The 16,987-nt window shown below is 37.2% G+C and carries 14 protein-coding genes and 1 riboswitch; of the genes, 11 read left to right on the top strand and 3 right to left on the bottom strand.

Features of this window, described 5'->3' with window-relative positions; all coding sequences use genetic code 11:
- Positions 1–19 precede the first annotated feature (19 nt).
- From D2A30_07920 to D2A30_07885, 8 genes are all read left to right on the top strand, one after another.
- Positions 20–616 (top strand): flavodoxin family protein, encoded by a 597-nt coding sequence (locus D2A30_07920; protein ULL21501.1) that lies wholly within the window; start codon positions 20–22, stop codon positions 614–616.
- Between the two features lie 204 nt (positions 617–820).
- Complete coding sequence (locus D2A30_07915) at positions 821–2,080, top strand: UDP-N-acetylglucosamine 1-carboxyvinyltransferase (protein ULL21500.1); 1,260 nt, start codon at positions 821–823, stop codon at positions 2,078–2,080.
- A gap of 94 nt (positions 2,081–2,174) precedes the next feature.
- On the top strand, positions 2,175–2,747 hold the full coding sequence (locus D2A30_07910; GenBank protein ID ULL22019.1) for an N-acetyltransferase: 573 nt from the start codon (positions 2,175–2,177) through the stop codon (positions 2,745–2,747).
- Positions 2,744–3,604, top strand: a complete 861-nt coding sequence (locus tag D2A30_07905; GenBank protein ID ULL21499.1) for a methionyl aminopeptidase — start codon at positions 2,744–2,746, stop codon at positions 3,602–3,604. The genes D2A30_07910 and D2A30_07905 overlap by 4 nt, the downstream gene beginning before the upstream one ends.
- A 244-nt stretch (positions 3,605–3,848) precedes the next feature.
- Positions 3,849–4,766 (top strand): YihY/virulence factor BrkB family protein, encoded by a 918-nt coding sequence (locus D2A30_07900; GenBank protein ULL21498.1) that lies wholly within the window; start codon positions 3,849–3,851, stop codon positions 4,764–4,766.
- A gap of 243 nt (positions 4,767–5,009) precedes the next feature.
- A complete protein-coding gene (locus D2A30_07895) occupies positions 5,010–6,647 on the top strand; it encodes a hypothetical protein (protein ID ULL21497.1) in 1,638 nt (545 codons plus the stop codon).
- Positions 6,648–6,649: 2 nt separating this feature from the next.
- Complete coding sequence (locus D2A30_07890; protein ULL21496.1) at positions 6,650–9,646, top strand: ATP-binding protein; 2,997 nt, start codon at positions 6,650–6,652, stop codon at positions 9,644–9,646.
- Between the two features lies 1 nt (position 9,647).
- A complete protein-coding gene (locus D2A30_07885) occupies positions 9,648–11,165 on the top strand; it encodes a hypothetical protein (protein ID ULL21495.1) in 1,518 nt (505 codons plus the stop codon).
- Positions 11,166–11,188: 23 nt separating this feature from the next.
- On the opposite strand, the gene D2A30_07880 is transcribed toward D2A30_07885, so the two are convergent.
- A complete protein-coding gene (locus D2A30_07880; GenBank protein ID ULL21494.1) occupies positions 11,189–11,626 on the bottom strand; it encodes a GtrA family protein in 438 nt (145 codons plus the stop codon).
- 28 nt (positions 11,627–11,654) lie between these two features.
- Positions 11,655–11,761: riboswitch (PreQ1 riboswitch) on the top strand.
- On the opposite strand from D2A30_07880, the gene D2A30_07875 reads away from it, so the two are divergent.
- The gene (locus D2A30_07875; protein ID ULL21493.1) at positions 11,759–12,280 is read left to right on the top strand and encodes a queuosine transporter QueT; all 522 of its coding nucleotides are present in this window, start codon (positions 11,759–11,761) and stop codon (positions 12,278–12,280) included. Its footprint overlaps the riboswitch before it by 3 nt.
- Before the next feature lie 51 nt (positions 12,281–12,331).
- On the opposite strand, the gene D2A30_07870 is transcribed toward D2A30_07875, so the two are convergent.
- Positions 12,332–12,979, bottom strand: a complete 648-nt coding sequence (locus D2A30_07870; protein ID ULL21492.1) for a deoxynucleoside kinase — start codon at positions 12,977–12,979, stop codon at positions 12,332–12,334.
- A 192-nt stretch (positions 12,980–13,171) separates the two neighbouring features.
- Between D2A30_07870 and D2A30_07865 the strand changes: the two genes are divergently transcribed.
- On the top strand, positions 13,172–15,301 hold the full coding sequence (locus D2A30_07865) for an RNA-binding transcriptional accessory protein (protein ID ULL21491.1): 2,130 nt from the start codon (positions 13,172–13,174) through the stop codon (positions 15,299–15,301).
- The gene (locus tag D2A30_07860; protein ID ULL21490.1) at positions 15,288–15,722 is read left to right on the top strand and encodes a SprT family protein; all 435 of its coding nucleotides are present in this window, start codon (positions 15,288–15,290) and stop codon (positions 15,720–15,722) included. Before D2A30_07865 ends, D2A30_07860 begins: the two co-directional genes overlap by 14 nt.
- A gap of 100 nt (positions 15,723–15,822) precedes the next feature.
- On the opposite strand, the gene D2A30_07855 is transcribed toward D2A30_07860, so the two are convergent.
- Positions 15,823–16,641, bottom strand: coding sequence for a hypothetical protein (locus D2A30_07855; GenBank protein ID ULL21489.1), 819 nt, complete (start codon positions 16,639–16,641; stop codon positions 15,823–15,825).
- Positions 16,642–16,987: the final 346 nt, after the last annotated feature.

The following is a 16,987-nucleotide window of genomic DNA, read 5'->3' as shown; positions in this document are numbered from 1 at the left end:
TATTTGTGCGAGGATATTTATGAAAGCCTTACTTGTTTTTGCACATCCGAGAAAAGAAAGTTTTACCCACGCCCTCGTTCATAGAGTAACGGAGGCTTTGGTAGCAAATGGAGCAGAAGTAACTGTCCGAGATTTGTATAAATTGGGTTTTGATCCAGTTCTTCGAGGAGAAGATACTATTCACATTGAAAATGGAAAATTTGTACGAGAAGCAACTAGTTTTCCTCCAGATGTCCAAACAGAAATGGATCTGATTGCAGAGAGTGATCTGCTTGTTTATATTTTTCCAAGTTGGTGGAATGGTATGCCTGCGATGATGAAGGGTTATGTAGATCGTGTATTTCAGCACGGATTTGCTTATAGTTTTGAATCTGATGAGCCTCGCAAGCTCTTCTCAACAAAGAAAGCTATTTTCTTTACTCCTACAGGGCAACCACAAAATGCGGATAGAAGTCTGACACCGTTAGATCAGGCCATGAAATTTCTAACTTCAGATTGGCTCTTCAACAGTAATAATGCACAAGTCATTGATCATGTTTTTTATGGTCGAGTGCCTTATTTGACGAGTGAGGAATTAGAGAACTATCTACTTGATGCTGAATTTAGAATTCAATAACTTTTTAATGAATGATAACAATTATCCATTAGTTGATCGGACCAGGCTCCAATGCCAGGTCCGTTTTCAAATACTATGAAACTAGATTTTTCACTGACTTTGTGTTAGAATGAAACGTGTGTCTTTTTATACGTATTCTGATAAAAAACCATCAACCTATTGATGTGTTAGGTCAAAGGGCAATCTAAGAAAGTGAATGTTAGTATGAGAAAAATTGTAATTAATGGTGGGAAGGCATTGAAAGGGACTGTTACGGTTAGTGGTGCCAAAAATTCTGTCGTTGCCTTAATTCCTGCCATTATTCTTGCAGAGGATGTTGTCGTTTTGGATGGAGTTCCTGCTATTTCGGATGTTGATAGCTTAATTGATATCATGGAGACGATGGGGGCAACCGTCAAGCGAGATGGAGAGACTTTGGAAATAGATCCACGTGGTGTTCAAGATATGCCAATGCCATATGGGAAAATCAATAGTCTGCGTGCATCCTATTATTTTTACGGATCTCTTTTAGGCCGTTATGGGAAAGCAGTCGTTGGTTTACCTGGTGGATGCGATCTAGGTCCACGTCCGATTGATTTGCACCTTAAAGCCTTCGCTGCTATGGGCGCTGAGACAAACTATGAGGGTGAATATATGCGCCTAGCAACCAATGGACAACGGATTCAAGGGGCTCATATATTCATGGATGTTGTCAGTGTTGGCGCAACAATCAATACGATTTTAGCTGCTGTTAAAGCGAAAGGTCGTACTGTTATTGAAAATGCAGCACGTGAACCTGAGATCATTGATGTGGCAACTCTGCTAAACAATATGGGGGCTCGTATTCGCGGGGCAGGTACAGATATTATTACAATAGATGGTGTAGATCACCTTAAAGGAACTCGCCATCAAGTTATTCCTGATCGTATCGAAGCAGGGACTTATATCGCCTTAGCTGCTGCAGTTGGTGAAGGAATTACTGTAGATAATGTTCTATACGAACACTTGGAGAGTTACATCGCTAAACTGCAAGAGATGGGTGTGCGCATGACAATCTCTGAAGACAGTGTTTTTGTTGAAAAACAAGAAACATTAAAGGCTGTGAATATCAAAACCTCCCCTTATCCAGGTTTTGCGACAGACTTGCAACAACCTATTACCCCCTTACTCCTTAAAGCTACAGGTACCGGAACTATCGTGGACACAATTTATGAAAAACGTGTTGGACACGTGCAGGAATTGGCTAATCTTGGAGCAAAAATTTCAACACGAAGCAATCATATTGCCTTTGAAGGTCCCAATCAACTAATAGGGTCTTCAGTTAAAGCAACAGATTTACGGGCTGGTGCGGCGATGGTTATTGCTGGTCTAATGGCTCAAGGTCGAACAGAAATTACAAATATTGAGTTTATTCTGCGTGGCTACTCAAATATTATCGATAAGTTGACAGAGCTTGGTGCAGATATTCAGTTGATTGAGGACTAGTTGATCTAGTAGATAATTGCATCTTTAGAATGTAATGATTTAATAAATGAAATATATTGGGGCTGGGAGCAATTCTCAGTCCCTTGGGTACACTATGACACTTTGGATACAGTTAGCTAAATTTGCATGTTTTGAAACGGATCATTTCGTTTTGCGACCATTTTCTTACGAGGATGGGGAGGATTTTTATACAATAGTGTCGCATGCTGAGAATCTTCCATTTATTTTTCCGGTTTTGAAGGACAAAGAGATTGCTGTTGCGACAATGGTTGAAAAATTTATCCGTTCGCCATTAGGAAAATGGGCATTAACAGAAAAAAACTCTGGTCGAATGATTGGTGCGCTTTGTTTTGAAAAGTTGGATGAACATTTACAAACTGCGGAGCTTAGCTATTTTCTTAAAAAGGACCACTGGGGACAAGGGTTGATGACAGAGGCAGTACGAAATTTAGTGTATCTGTCTTTTTATAAAGTTGGCTTAAAAGAGTTGGTAATTATCACTCATGAGGAAAATGTGGCTAGTCAAAGGGTGGCTAGAAAAGCTGGCTTTGTGCAAATTAACCACTATCGTGGAAGTGACCGTTATAGTCATAAAATGAGAAATTACTTGAAATTTAGCTTGAAAAAGGCAGATTTTAATTTAGAAATGTACGAGGAAAATCAATGATTACAATTAAATCACAACGAGAAATCGATGCCATGAGTCGAGCTGGTGAAGTTTTGTCAGGAATCCATATTGGATTACGTGACATCATCAAGCCAGGTGTGGACATGTGGGATGTGGAAGAGTATGTTCGTAAAATATGTAAGGAGAATAATGTTCTGCCACTTCAAATTGGAGTTGATGGTGAATTAATGGACTATCCTTATGCGACGTGTTGTGGATTGAATGATGAAGTTGCTCATGCTTTTCCACGTCACTATAAGCTAAAAGAAGGTGACTTATTGAAGGTTGATATGGTTTTGAGTGAGCCCTTAGACAAAGCGGTAGTTGATGTTTCTAAGCTCAACTTTAATGATGTCAAGGCTATGAAGAAAATCACTCAAACCTATCGTGGTGGAGTTGCAGACTCTTGTTGGGCCTATGCAGTCGGTCAGGTTTCTGAAGAAGTGCAAAACTTGATGGATGTAACCAAGGAATGTTTGTACCGCGGTATTGAGCAAGCCGTTGTTGGCAATCGTATCGGTGATATTGGCGCAGCCATTCAAGAATATGCGGAAGGTCTTGGCTACGGTGTTGTTCGTGACTTGGTAGGTCACGGCGTTGGTCCAACCATGCATGAGGAACCAATGGTTCCCCACTATGGAACAAAAGGTCGTGGTCTTCGCTTGCGTGAAGGCATGGTTTTGACTATCGAGCCAATGATAAACACTGGGACTTGGGAAATCGATACGGATATGAAGACTGGTTGGGCTCACAAAACACTTGATGGTGGCTTATCTTGTCAATATGAGCACCAATTTGTGATTACAAAAGATGGTCCACTTATCTTGACTAGTCAAGGTGAAGAAGGAACTTATTAATACTCTTCGAAAATCAAAAGCCGACGTTGTTGACTTGATTTGATGAGTGAAAGGCTCCAGTGGAGCCTTTCAGCCTGTTACCTTTAAATAAAAAAGTAACAGGGTTCTATTTGCATCATATCGACACGAACTGCGTTCGCTCAATTTACAACCTCCAACGGTTCCCCAAACCTTTGCAGCGAGTCTGATTTTGATTTTCATTGAGTATAAATCAATTAGAGAAGGAAAGTATGAGGTTGAATGAATGAGGAAAGTTAAAAAACTAGAAGGACTGAAAACATTCTTTTCAACCTTTTTTTCCTATTACAAATCGGCGGAAATTGAGATAACGAGTGTGGCGGTAGCTTATTATCTTCTGATTTCCATTTTTCCGATTCTGTTGACCTTAGCCAATTTATTGCCTTATTTTCCTTTTGATGTCGATGCGATTCTATCAGTATTAGCAGAATTTATTCCTGAAAAAATCTATCCGACTGTTTCAAATTTTGTGACCAATATTTTAACTAAACCCTCAAGTTCTTGGTTAGGTATTGCTATTCTTACGACTTTATGGACCCTTTCAAATAGTATGATGATTTTACAAAAGGCTGTTAATAAGGCTTATGGTATGGAAAATCATCGTGATGTCATTGTCGGTCGTTTAGTAGGTATCTTTTTGGGGATTGGCTTGCAAATAATCATAGGATTGAGTATAGCGAGTGTGACATTTGGTCAAGCCATTTTTTCTTATTTAGATAAATATTTAAATCTTGAAAATGGTTGGTTGGATATTTTTTTAGGACAAACGCAACCGATTGCCTACCTAGCACTGTTTGCGGCACTGATTATGTTCTATTATTTTTCGCCAAATGTTCGAATACCTAAAATTTGGTATGTTTTCCCTGGGGCTGGTTTTGTTCTATTTATTATGGCAACAACTGGGAAGTTGTTTTCGCTATATTTGGATAACTATGCAAATAAATTATCAGATTTTCGTTCGGCAACAGCAGTAATATTTCTTTTATTTATGGTCTGGTTTATTTTTATGGCCCAGATTCTCATCATAGGTGCAGTCGTTAATGCAAGTGTTCATAAATTAAAATTAGGTGATATCCAGTCAAGAGACGGAGATATTGTTTCAATCTTTAAGCGTGCTAAAGCAAAATATAAAAAAAACGAGTAACCCCTAGTTGGAGGGTGCTCGTTTTTTTCCGCACATTTGATTGAAATATAATCGAATATTTATCATTTACAATTGATTCTAATGTTGACAAAAATTATATAATCAAAAATCTATCAATCATTTAATGAGGATTCTAGTATCTTGCTGTTTATGTTTATTTAGAAAACTGAAATAATTTCTAAATTTAGTATATAAAATGATATAATGATATTATCAAAAATACATGAAAAAGGGTGTATTAAAATGGTAAAAGTAGAATTGCAATACAATCCGTATTTATTTGAGACTTTTGTTAAATTTAATGGGGAAGAACCGATGATAAATAGTCTTGTTGAAAAATATAAAACAGTGAAGTTACAGCAGTGGCTGAATAAGGTCCCTGGGATATTTTACGATGAGATGAATGGTTTTGATTTTGATTTGGAGTTTTCAGGAACAGAGTCAGATTTCCTAAGTCTTCAGCAATCTTTTTTGACTGCAGGTATTACAGAACCAAGTGTTAGATTTTTCCAAAAAGAAATACTAGAGGATGTTGCTACTAAAAATGAACGTATAAACCAGTTGCTTTCTTGGTTAGAAATCAATAGAAACAGAAGATTCCCATATTTGGATTTTATAGAGTTAAATCAAGATTTGTTTGTAAATGAATATCCGTGTTTATTGATTGGTAGTGGAATAGATATTCCAACTAGTTTTCATGATGAAGTCACCATAGAAAGTATTGAGGCTATCAATCAATTACCAAGTGATTTAGAAAATATCCCAATTGTTTTCTACATTGATATGAATAACAAGGAGTTTATAAAAGAGTTTCTCGATGTTCTTCTGATAAATTCAAATGTTATACAGGAGCAGATTTTCTTTCTATGTCCGGGTAACTTGAATCAACCAACGCTCGAAAGGCTGGTTCAGGATTATGGAATCAATTGTCCAACATTTCTAAAAGGAATTTCTGACAAGAGGCTCTTAGATTATTTTCACACTTATCCACAAACGGCTTTTGTTGCTCAAGTTTTGAAATGTTTGCAAAAAGAACTAGAAAAATTACATGCTGAACTTGATATTGAAAATCGACAGAGTCAAAAAGTAAATGCTTTAGTCTATAAGAAAATTCGAACTTTAGAAGATATTTTACATAAATTGAATATATCTAAAGATCAATTTGAAAAGAATGAAGTAGTGGAATTTGTAGAAGAACTACAGATTGTAAAACAAAATTTTATTGAAAAACTTGAAAAATGGAATAAGCGAAGAGTTAGAATTGATAATGATTACACAGCTTACCAGGTGATGGCTCAACTTAATTATTTTGTGCAGTTACAATTTCAAGAATTTTTAAGTCAAGTTGAATCAATCTACTTTTTAAAAAGTAAAGAAATCGAGAATAATAAGTTAGCTATCTATCTGAAGGCTGATTATAATGATGGCTTTGTAGCAAATACTCAACAAGATTTTGATGAGTCAAAGTGGCATGTTTTAGACATGACTGAGTCTTTGAAAGTTTTCAGAAAGCAAGAGATGGTGCAAAAACAGGATGATATTCTTGAACTAATTAATCCATTTATAAAGAAAAAGCAGAGAGATACACTAGAGATGGTTGAAAGAATTACATACCTTTATCAAGATTTTAGAGACAAGGCAGTGGAACTTGTTACTCCTGTAATGGATAATGTCATAGCAGAATGTATTCGATTATTAACGGAAAAGTCAAGTCAAGAAGATAGAATTTATGTTTTACATTTAGATGAGTTGATTGGTAAACATGAGGCTGAGAAGGAAGAGTTAACTAATCAGTTAACAGAGGATGAAAAAGAGTTACAACTCGATAATGATTGGTTCTTACAATTTGAAAATCAAGTTAATAAAATTGGGAGAGGATAAGGATGACAGAATTACCAAAAACTCAAACAGATTTACAACTATCTGATGGGACTGAGTTAAGTTTAAAAAATCGTCTAGATATCATAGATGAGGGTATTCGTCGAAAATATTTGGCTCGTCTTATAGAAATGCCGATTGCACCCATTTATTCAATCAAGCCTCTTGAAGAAGATTTAATTAATAATGTTCGACTCTTTAAAATCACAGAAATGGTTTATCAGAAGGGAGAGCCTGTAACAGATAAATTCACAACTGTTTTTAATACTCTTTCAACTTATAATACATCAGTATTTATTCTCTTGGACAGTGACGGTAATAAGACCGATTTCTATCTAGGTGTTAGAAATAATGAGCAAGACGGCTCAATTAGCAAACGTTCAACGGTAACCTTAAGCGATACGTTAAAAAATACACTAATTGGTCATTTCCCAGGCTCAAAAATCAAAAATGAAGATAGACAATCAATTTCAGTTCTATCAAATAAATTATTAAAACAACAAAATATGGCTTCTGTTAGTGTTGTGGGGACTTCAAAAACAGCTACTTCAGATGAACATTCATTTGTACAAGGACTTGAAAAATTAGCCTTAGCCTTGCAAGGGCGACAATATACAGGTATTATATTAGCTCAAAATCAGTCATCACAATCCATAGAATTATTAAGAAAAGATTATCAAGATTTGTATAGTAAGCTATCTGTTTTACAAAAGAGTCAAGTGACAGAAAATATAAGTACAACTATTTCAAAAAATCAGTCTTTTGCGGAGATGGACGGACGACAAAAAGCAGCAATGATTGGTCAAGCAGCAGTGAATGTTTTAGGGGCTGGACTTGGGGCAGCAATTGGAGCGAATACAGTCGGTATTAGTCCAGGAGCAATGTTAGGAGGGCAATTAGTGGCACCAATTGGTGGCTTCATTGCTTCCTTAGCTCCTGTAGAAAATAGAAGTGAAAGTTATTCAAGTAGTAGAAGCACTACAATTGAAAATAAGGCCATCACCGATATGATGGGGTTATTAGATGAAGCAATCAATCGAACCAATGAATTTGATAGTTATGGTGTTTGGACTGTTGCTGGTTATTTTAGTTCAGACGATATGGCTACAGCTGAGATTGCAGCAAGTAACTATCGATCTTTGATGAATGGGGAACAGTCTGGTCGTGAAGTTTCAGCTATTAATTCTTGGAGGAGAAATAATCCAGAATTATTGGGAGATTTTCAGGATTTAATGACCTACCTTTCTCGGTTTGCTCATCCTCAATTTATCTATGGTAGTAATATCTTGATTAATGCTGCAACGACTGTTAGTGGTAAAGAATTAGGACTTCATCTCGGTTTACCTCGTAAAACAGTACCAGGTTTACCCGTGATAGAACATGCCGAGTTTGGAAAAGAAGTTTATTCCTACACGCCAAGGTATGACGATAATCCTGAGAATAGGTTAACTTTGGGAAAAGTGTTTGATTTAGGGCAAATAACCGATAAGGTTGTTGAATTAGATAATAGAAGTTTGAGTATGCATACTTTTATTACTGGTTCTACAGGGTCGGGAAAGTCTAATACTGTATATCAAATTCTCAGTGAACTTCGCCAAGATAAGAAAAAATTCTTGGTGATAGAGCCGGCTAAGGGAGAGTATAAAGATGTATTTGGAAACTACAATGATGTGAATGTATTTTCTACTAATCCAAATTTAGCCTCCTTAGTACACATAAACCCATTCGTATTTCCTAATTCCGTACATGTCTTAGAACATATTGACGGATTAGTCGAAATATTTAGTGTTTGTTGGCCGATGTATGATGCCATGCCTGCTTTCTTTAAGGAGGCAATCCTACAAGCATATGAGGTTGTCGGTTGGGATTTAATCTCTTCAAGATTTGAAGGGGAAGAAAAAGTCTATCCTAATTTTGAAGTAGTATCTGAGGAATTGGAGAATTTGATTGACCAATCGGACTATGCTTCAGATATTAAATCCAATTACCGAGGCGCGTTGTTGACGCGTGTTCGTTCATTGACAGTAGGACTAAATCGATTGATTTTTTCAAACCAACATACCTCTTTTGAACAACTATTTGATGAAAATTGTATTTTAGATATAAGTAGGATTAAATCAGCAGAAACAAGGGCATTGATAATGGGCTTGACAATTTATGCACTTAATGAGCATCGACAAGATCAAGTGGAGCGCAAGATTCTTAAGAAGAACCAAGAGTTTTGGCATGCAACTATTATTGAAGAGGCACATAATTTATTAAAAAATACCAGTCAGCAAGGAGATTCTAGTTTGATTGGTAAGTCTGTTGAAATGGTAACCAATACAATTGCAGAAATTCGTACATATGGAGAAGGTGTGATCATTGTGGACCAGTCTCCTTCGGCAGTTGATATTGCAGCAATCAAAAATACGAATACAAAAATTATTCTACGAACACCAGAAGCAAATGATAGGGAAGCGATTGGTCGTTCCATTGGATTAACCGTTGATCAGGTGAATGAAATTGCTAAATTACCTAAAGGGGTAGCAGTTGTATATCAAAATGAATGGCTCAGTCCAGTTTTAACAAAAGTTGATAAGGCACCTGTTAAGGAAGGTGAATATCAAAATAGATTTCCTCAACTTATTCAGTCAGTTAGAGAGGCTCGATCTGATTTGATCTCGGTTTTATTACAAGCTTGGTTAGAATCAATTCCAATTTCTAAAAAATCATTATTAGGTAGTTTAGAATTGATAGATGTGAGTAGAAAAACACGAAATCTCATCAGTCATTTAATTGATGACTATGCTTTTTTAGGAGGAAAATTAATTTGGTCAAATCAGGAAATATTATTGTTACAAGGATTAGTTTTGGAAGTATTAGGAATCAGTCAATCCTTGTTTGAACACACTGTGGATTTGGGAGCACAAGCTTTAAGGGATTTGGTAATCAGTAGGACAAATGGATTTAATCAGAGTCAGATTGATGCCATTTGCCACGTATTAACAAAGGTGGATTAAGATGGAAAAGAGTTTACGGTTTGATAGTTTAGAAACAAATAGACTAGATACCTTTAGTCATAATATTGAAGATAGGTTAAGAAATATACATAAGGAATTTCCTTCAAATGTTAAAGCTAAGGATGGAGTATACGGGATACAGGAAATCCAAAAAGAAAATGGGCTAGTTGAGAGAATTGGCAGAAATGAACAAAACAATGTTTATAAAGAGTATTTACGAGATGGTCAGCTTTATCTTCGGAGGGAAAAAATTAATACAGGATTTTGGAAACATTCTTATATTGATGATTCTGGGCAGGTGTATCTAGAAGAATGGCGTAGTAAAAATTCAGATGGAACTTGGCAACGCAATCAAAGAGTAAAACCAAATATTGTAATAAAAAAAGGTAATGTGACTTCTGTTTCAGATAATCAAGGCAGAATAACTTCGACGTCAATTGAGGACTTGCAATTGAAAGTGGGAGAGAAGCGGTCTAGTATACAAGGAATAAAAAGAGAAAGCTATTATAGAGTTAATGATCAAAAAGGACATCTGATTCCAGACAGATTTTATGGTTCCAACTTGCCAGAAAATATTGTTGCTCAGCTCGATAGAGTCAATCAAAGAAAAATAAAAGAAGTAGAAGACCTTGTTGCAAATCTAAAAAATGAGGGAAACAAGGTAAACTACCGAATTGATGTGAATTACCATCCGAATTCTCAGCGACCAACTTCATTTGAGCCACATATAAGAGTAAATGGGGAGAAGTATCCACTAACTAAAGATTTACAAAAAATCTATAATTCTGATGTAAAATTACTTGGACGAATAGCAACCGATCTAGGTGAAGGTGCAAATAAACTATTGGTATCCGATATACATAGAGAGGGCATGAAGAACGGAAAAATGGCTATGGCTTTGACGGGAGCTATGTCATTAATTGATAATACTGTGAAGATTGTTGAAGGCCAACAATCAGTTGAAGAAGGATTTGTAGCCTTTACAAATGATACTGGAACTGCAGGTGCTATTGCTTATGGAACAGGTATTATTACAGAGACAGTCAGCCAAAGGATGGCAAATTCCAGCCGTGCCTTACTGAAAGGAATGGCCAAAAACAATATTCCGGCAATCACCGTATCTTACGCAGTTGAATCATATGATACAGTTTCTGAATTTGCTCGTGGGAAAATTGAAGGAACTGAGTTCACCTATCGGATGGGAGATCATACAGCAGCTACTGCTGGTGCTGTTGCAGGTGCAAATGTTGGCGCTGTATTAGGAACCTCTGCTGGTCCAGCTGGAACTGTAGCAGGAGGAGTTGTTGGTGGTATGGTTGGCTATGTGATTGCATCTGAAGCTTATCAGTCAGCAATTGAGATGGGGTCTCCTGCGGTTGAAGCCTTGGGTGAAAAGGTTCAAGAGTATGGCCAACAAGTAGCAGAACTCGCAACAGAAACCATTCCTGAAAAAGCAAGTACTTTAATTGGAGATATGACCAAATACGCAAGTGAATTTAAACTCCCTCTGCAATTATAAAAAATGAGGTTCCAGTTGGAGCCTCATTTCTTACTATTAAATACAAACAGTTTACTCAAAACATAATTGAGTACAATCACTAAGACTTGTGAGAAGAGTGTTGCAATGGCATTGACAAGGGAACGGTCATTGTTTACAAATTGACCGATTATACCTGGGAAAGCCTGTACTAAGAGAAAAGCCAGAAGCATATCTAGTCCCATAGTAACAAGTCTGGCAGATACAAACTTAAGAAGTCTTTTCTCCCATCCCCTAGATTCTTGCCGAAAGACGATTCGGTCATTTGTGATAAAGGCAAACAAAATGGCGATAACATTAGCAAGAAAAGCAACAAGGACTACTTGATTGAGAAAGGCAAATAATAGGATCCGGGCGACCATATACACTAAGGTTGCAGCAACACCAAATATTAAATAAAGGATAACTTCGTTCTGGAATGTTTTTTTCATAATATTTTTCATACGTCAAGTCTATCATTTTTTAATAAAATATGCTATACTTATCAACGTTGTTGATAGTTATGTGCAACAACCCTTGGGGCTTACTCACTTTACCCAAGCATATTACAAGCATTTTGCTAAAGGAGAATCAGGATGAATACATCTAAATGGTCCGCCCGTGATTTGGCGGAAGTTGCTCTTGTTGCTGCAATTTATATTGCACTAACTGTTACCCCACCTTTAAATGCCATTTCGTTTGGTGCTGTACAGTTCCGAATCTCAGAAATGTTGAATTTTTTAGGTTTTTATCATAAAAAATATATTCTTGCTGTGACGATTGGATGTATGATTTCCAATCTGATGGTATATGGGGTTGTTGATCTACTGGTTGGTGGACTCTCTACCTTACTCTTTGTAAGTATCGGTGTCCTTTTGTTTGAACGATATAAAAAAGAATATCTTTTTAATGGCTGGATGAACAAAGCATTTTTCTATTTTTCATTTTTCTTTGCTGCAACGATGTTTACCATTGCATTAGAACTAAACATCATGTATCAAGCCCCTTTCTTCTTGACTTGGCTAACTACAGGTTTAGGTGAATTGTTATCCCTGTTAATTGGGGCAGTTGTTATTGAATCAGTGATGAAACGTATTCCGGGATACACACGCTTATAATAAAAAAACAATCCTAGCTATGATTGCTCGGATTGTTTTCTATTTAGAGAATTATTTTTCTAAAAGCCCCAAACGGTTTAATTCATGATTAATTGTCATAAGCACAGTTTCTAAATCTTGTGGATTGTTTACAAAATCGAACTGATTTCCATCAATTCGGATTTTAGGAGAGGCTTTATAATCTTGGTACCAACTTGGATAGGCAGAATGGACCTGTTGATAATACTCAAGAAGTTCAGGATTTGCTGTTACCTGTTCGTAGGAGCGACCACGCAGTTGGATTCGACTCAACATGGTTTCAAGAGATACATCGATGTAAACCAATAAATCTGGAGATTTCTTAGGCATCCCTTCTAGTTCCTCCAGCATATTTGCTAATAATTCTTTATAGATTTCTAGCTCCATTTTTGTGACATTGCCATTTTGATAATTAAGAGTTAGAAATAACTCATCCTCAAAAATAGAACGATCTAGAATATTATTATCTGCTCGGTAGGCCTCTTTAATGGATTGGAATCGTTTGTTTAAAAAGTAAATCTGTAATAAAAATGCGTATTTCTCAGGATCTTGGTAGTACAAGTCCAAAACAGGGTTTTGATCAACGGCTTCATAAAAAACATCGGTTCCAAGATGTTCTCCGAGAGCTGTAGCTAATGAGCTTTTTCCTGCTCCAATCGTTCCGGCTAATACAATCAACATAGTGCTCCTCTCTTTTTCTAACGTTCTCATTGTATAAAATTATGGTATGGTTTTCAAGAATTAGACACGATTCCATTCAAATAAAATTCCCTCAAAATTTCTAGTAGGAGTCACAAACCTGAGGTAAAAGAGAATTTAAAAGCTCTTTTTTCTGTTGTCAACCAAGGCCGATTTCGTGCTATAATAGTGTTTATGGAAGAAAAATATTTGAAAATTGCCCAAGAATTGGGTGTTAGTTTAAAACAAATTGATACAGTCTTGACGCTCACTGCAGAGGGAAATACCATTCCTTTTATTGCCCGATATCGTAAGGAAGCAACAGGAAACCTCGACGAAGTGGTCATCAAATCAATTATTGATCGTGACAAGGCTTTAACAGCTCTGGCTGAGCGTAAGGCGACGGTTTTAGCAAAGATTGAAGAACAAGGGAAATTAACCGATCAGCTCCGTCAAGCGATTGAAGAAGCAGAAAAGTTAGCGGATGTGGAAGAACTGTATTTACCTTATAAAGAAAAACGTCGCACAAAGGCCACAATAGCTCGTGAAGCTGGATTATTCCCACTAGCACGTCTTATTTTACAAAACGTAGCAGATTTGGAAAATCAAGCAACTCATTTTGTTTGTGAAGGTTTTGACACGCCTGAAGCTTGTCTTGTAGGTGCTGTTGATATTCTCGTAGAAGCTATTTCGGAAGATCCAAAGCTCCGTGCATGGACCTATCATGAAATTCAAACAAATTCGAGTCTCTATTCTGAATTAAAAGACCAAGTTGCTGATGAAAAGTTTGTGTTCCAAATGTATTACGATTTTTCTGAAAAAGTTGCGAAAATGCAGGGTTATCGTACCTTAGCTTTGAATCGTGGAGAAAAATTGGGCGTTCTTAAAGTTCATTTTGAACACAATTTGAATAAGATAATTCGTTTCTTTGAGGTTCGTTTTCCACAGAAAAATGCTTATATAGTAGATGCAATCAATCAGGCAGTTAAGAAAAAAATTATCCCAGCTATGGAGCGGCGCGTTCGGACAGAGTTGACAGAAAGTGCAGAAGAAGGGGCGATTGCTCTCTTTTCAGACAATCTTCGGAACTTGCTTCTCGTTCCACCATTAAAAGGAAAAATGGTCTTGGGTTTCGACCCCGCCTTTCGTACTGGTGCTAAGTTAGCTGTCGTAGATCAGACTGGTAAGCTACTGACGACACAAGTGATTCATCCAGTCAAGCCAGCTTCTCAGGCCCAGATTGCTCAGGCAAAGGAAGAGTTGGCCGACTTAATTGGTCAATACCAGGTGGAAATTATTGCCATCGGGAATGGGACAGCTAGCCGAGAATCGGAAGCTTTCGTTGCTGATTTGTTGAAAGATTTTCCGACGGTTTCTTACGTGATTGTAAATGAGAGCGGAGCTTCTGTCTACTCCGCATCTGAACTGGCTCGAACCGAATTTCCAGACCTAACGGTAGAAAAACGCTCTGCTATTTCCATCGCACGCCGTCTGCAAGACCCATTGGCTGAGTTGGTTAAAATTGATCCAAAATCGATTGGTGTTGGACAGTATCAACATGATGTCAATCAAAAATTTTTGTCTGACAGTCTAGATTTTGTCGTTGATACAGTTGTTAACCAGGTCGGGGTCAATGTCAATACTGCAAGTCCTGCTCTTCTTTCACATGTGGCTGGCCTCAATAAAACTATTTCAGAAAACATTGTCACGTATCGTGTAGAAAATGGTGCTCTGACTTCTCGTCAACAGCTTAAAAAAGTTCCTCGCTTGGGAGATAAGGCTTTTGAGCAGGCAGCTGGTTTCTTGCGTATTCCAGATGGAACAAACTTTTTGGACAATACTGGCGTGCACCCAGAGTCATATAAGGCTGTAGAGACGTTGTTGAAACTGCTAGAAATTGACCACTTAGATGTTGCTGCGCAGGAAAAATTAAAACAAATTTCTATTGAAAAGATGGCAGAGGAAATTGGTGTCGGTCAGGAAACGTTGAAAGATATTATCGCTGACTTGCTCAAGCCTGGGCGTGATTTGCGTGATGAATTTGCAGCGCCAGTTCTTCGTCAAGATGTTCTTGATTTTAAGGATTTGCAAATTGGTCAGAAGTTGGAAGGTGTGGTCCGGAATGTGGTAGACTTTGGTGCTTTCGTGGACATTGGTATTCACGAAGATGGGCTGATTCATATATCAAACATGAGTAAGAATTTCATCAAGCATCCAAGTCAAGTTGTATCTGTTGGTGATTTGGTGACAGTTTGGGTTCATAAACTTGATCAGCAACGTGAGAAGGTTAATTTGACCTTGGTGGCTCCCCGTGAATCTCACTGAGTATGTTCAGCAGGTATCTGTAGAGGACTTCGGTAAAGAATTTCGACATGTAGCTCTTTGGAATAGCCGATTACGGTCGACAGGTGGTCGTTTCTTCCCAAAGGATGGCCACTTGGATTTTAATCCCAAACATCTGGAGGAGCAAGGGTTGGAAGTTTTTAGAAAGATTGTCCGCCATGAACTCTGCCATTACCATCTTTACTATGAGAAGAAGGGTTATCGGCATGGAGATACGGATTTCAAGAAACTGCTGGCTGCGGTGGACGGCCTGCGCTATGCTCCTAAACTGGAACAAGCTACCAAGCCTAGTCTGCATTATATCTGTCAGTCCTGTGCCCAAGCCTACCAGCGCAAGCGCCGCATTGATCTAAAGAAATACCGGTGTGGAAAGTGTAGGGGGCTTTTAGAGAAAATACTTTAATACAAGAAAACCAGTCCTAAGAGATTCACTTAGGGCTGGTTTTCTGTGATAAGGTATTGGAGATATTATTGATAAAAAGGTTTAGATATAAGTAAAAGGATTAGGGATGAAGGATCGGTTCTGGGAGTTGTAAAATGATATTTTTATCATTTTTGGCAACTTTATTTGAATGGTGTGAAAGTTGTTCGATGTAGTATTGTCTACTAGTATTGAAAAGTGTAATGAGTTCGGAGTAGAGAGACTGACCATGGAGTTCCACCAGGATTTCACAGAGTTTTAAAACTCGGAGATAAGCAGATTGGAGATTTTTACGAATTTGATAGGTATCATAGCGATTAACTTTGCTGCGAATGTCAGTAGTGTTGGAGAAAACTGTTTCAAATTCCTGCTGACTTTCTTTCAGGTTCTCAAAAAATCTTTTTAAACCAAGGATTTCGATATATTCAATTGCTTCTGGACTGGATAAACGATTAAATAGTTTGTCCAGTTCTAGACTTTCTTTTTCATAATCAAGTCTATGTATTTCTCGGAAAGGTTTTACAATTTCTGTTAATTTACTATAAGCAGTTTTTTCAGATTGTCTTTTGCTCGTTTCGAAGGCAGCTAGACTACGTTTGAAAATAGAAAAGTCGCTGTTACGGAGTTGGTTGGCATCCTGAATCTTTTTTGTTATTTCTTTGCCCTTATCTTGATTGATGGCTTTTTGGTATTGGTTGAAGGACACTTGCCACTTATCTATTGCAAGAGTCAAATGGTTGTCCTGACTGTAAGGTATTTGACTTTGTTGTAGCGTTTTTAGGCTGCGAGCATTAAGTTGGTAGAAGTTGCTATTGTCCAACTTTTGCAGTGGTAATGGTTTCACTTTACTTATTTGTGTGCTTGTGTTTGATGTAGAGTGATTTTCCTTTTTTGCTGTCATCAGCTATCCTCATTTCTTATGTGATGGTACTATGATAGCAATTATCCTATCTTTTCAACAGGACATTTTTGTCCCGAAAATGAATATGGAAGTGATTAGGTACTATTTTTATTTCCAGATGACAAATAATGAACTAATTGGTCAGTATATTTCTCTTATGTAGGTCTTTATTCTAATGATTGGTTGATGATTTTAATACTTGTCGCATTAAAATAGCCAAGTTAGATAACATTTTTGTATGTTATTGCATTCAAAATAAAATAAGTACAAAGAAGTTTTTGCTTGGGAGCTTTCAGTCGATGGATTAGTCGGCTGATTTGTAGTTTGTTAGCTGATAGGAAGATTT

The organism is Streptococcus suis (assembly GCA_022354845.1).
Classification (GTDB): Bacteria; Bacillota; Bacilli; order Lactobacillales; family Streptococcaceae; genus Streptococcus; species Streptococcus suis_AA.
This window is presented reverse-complemented; position numbering and strand designations above follow the sequence as displayed.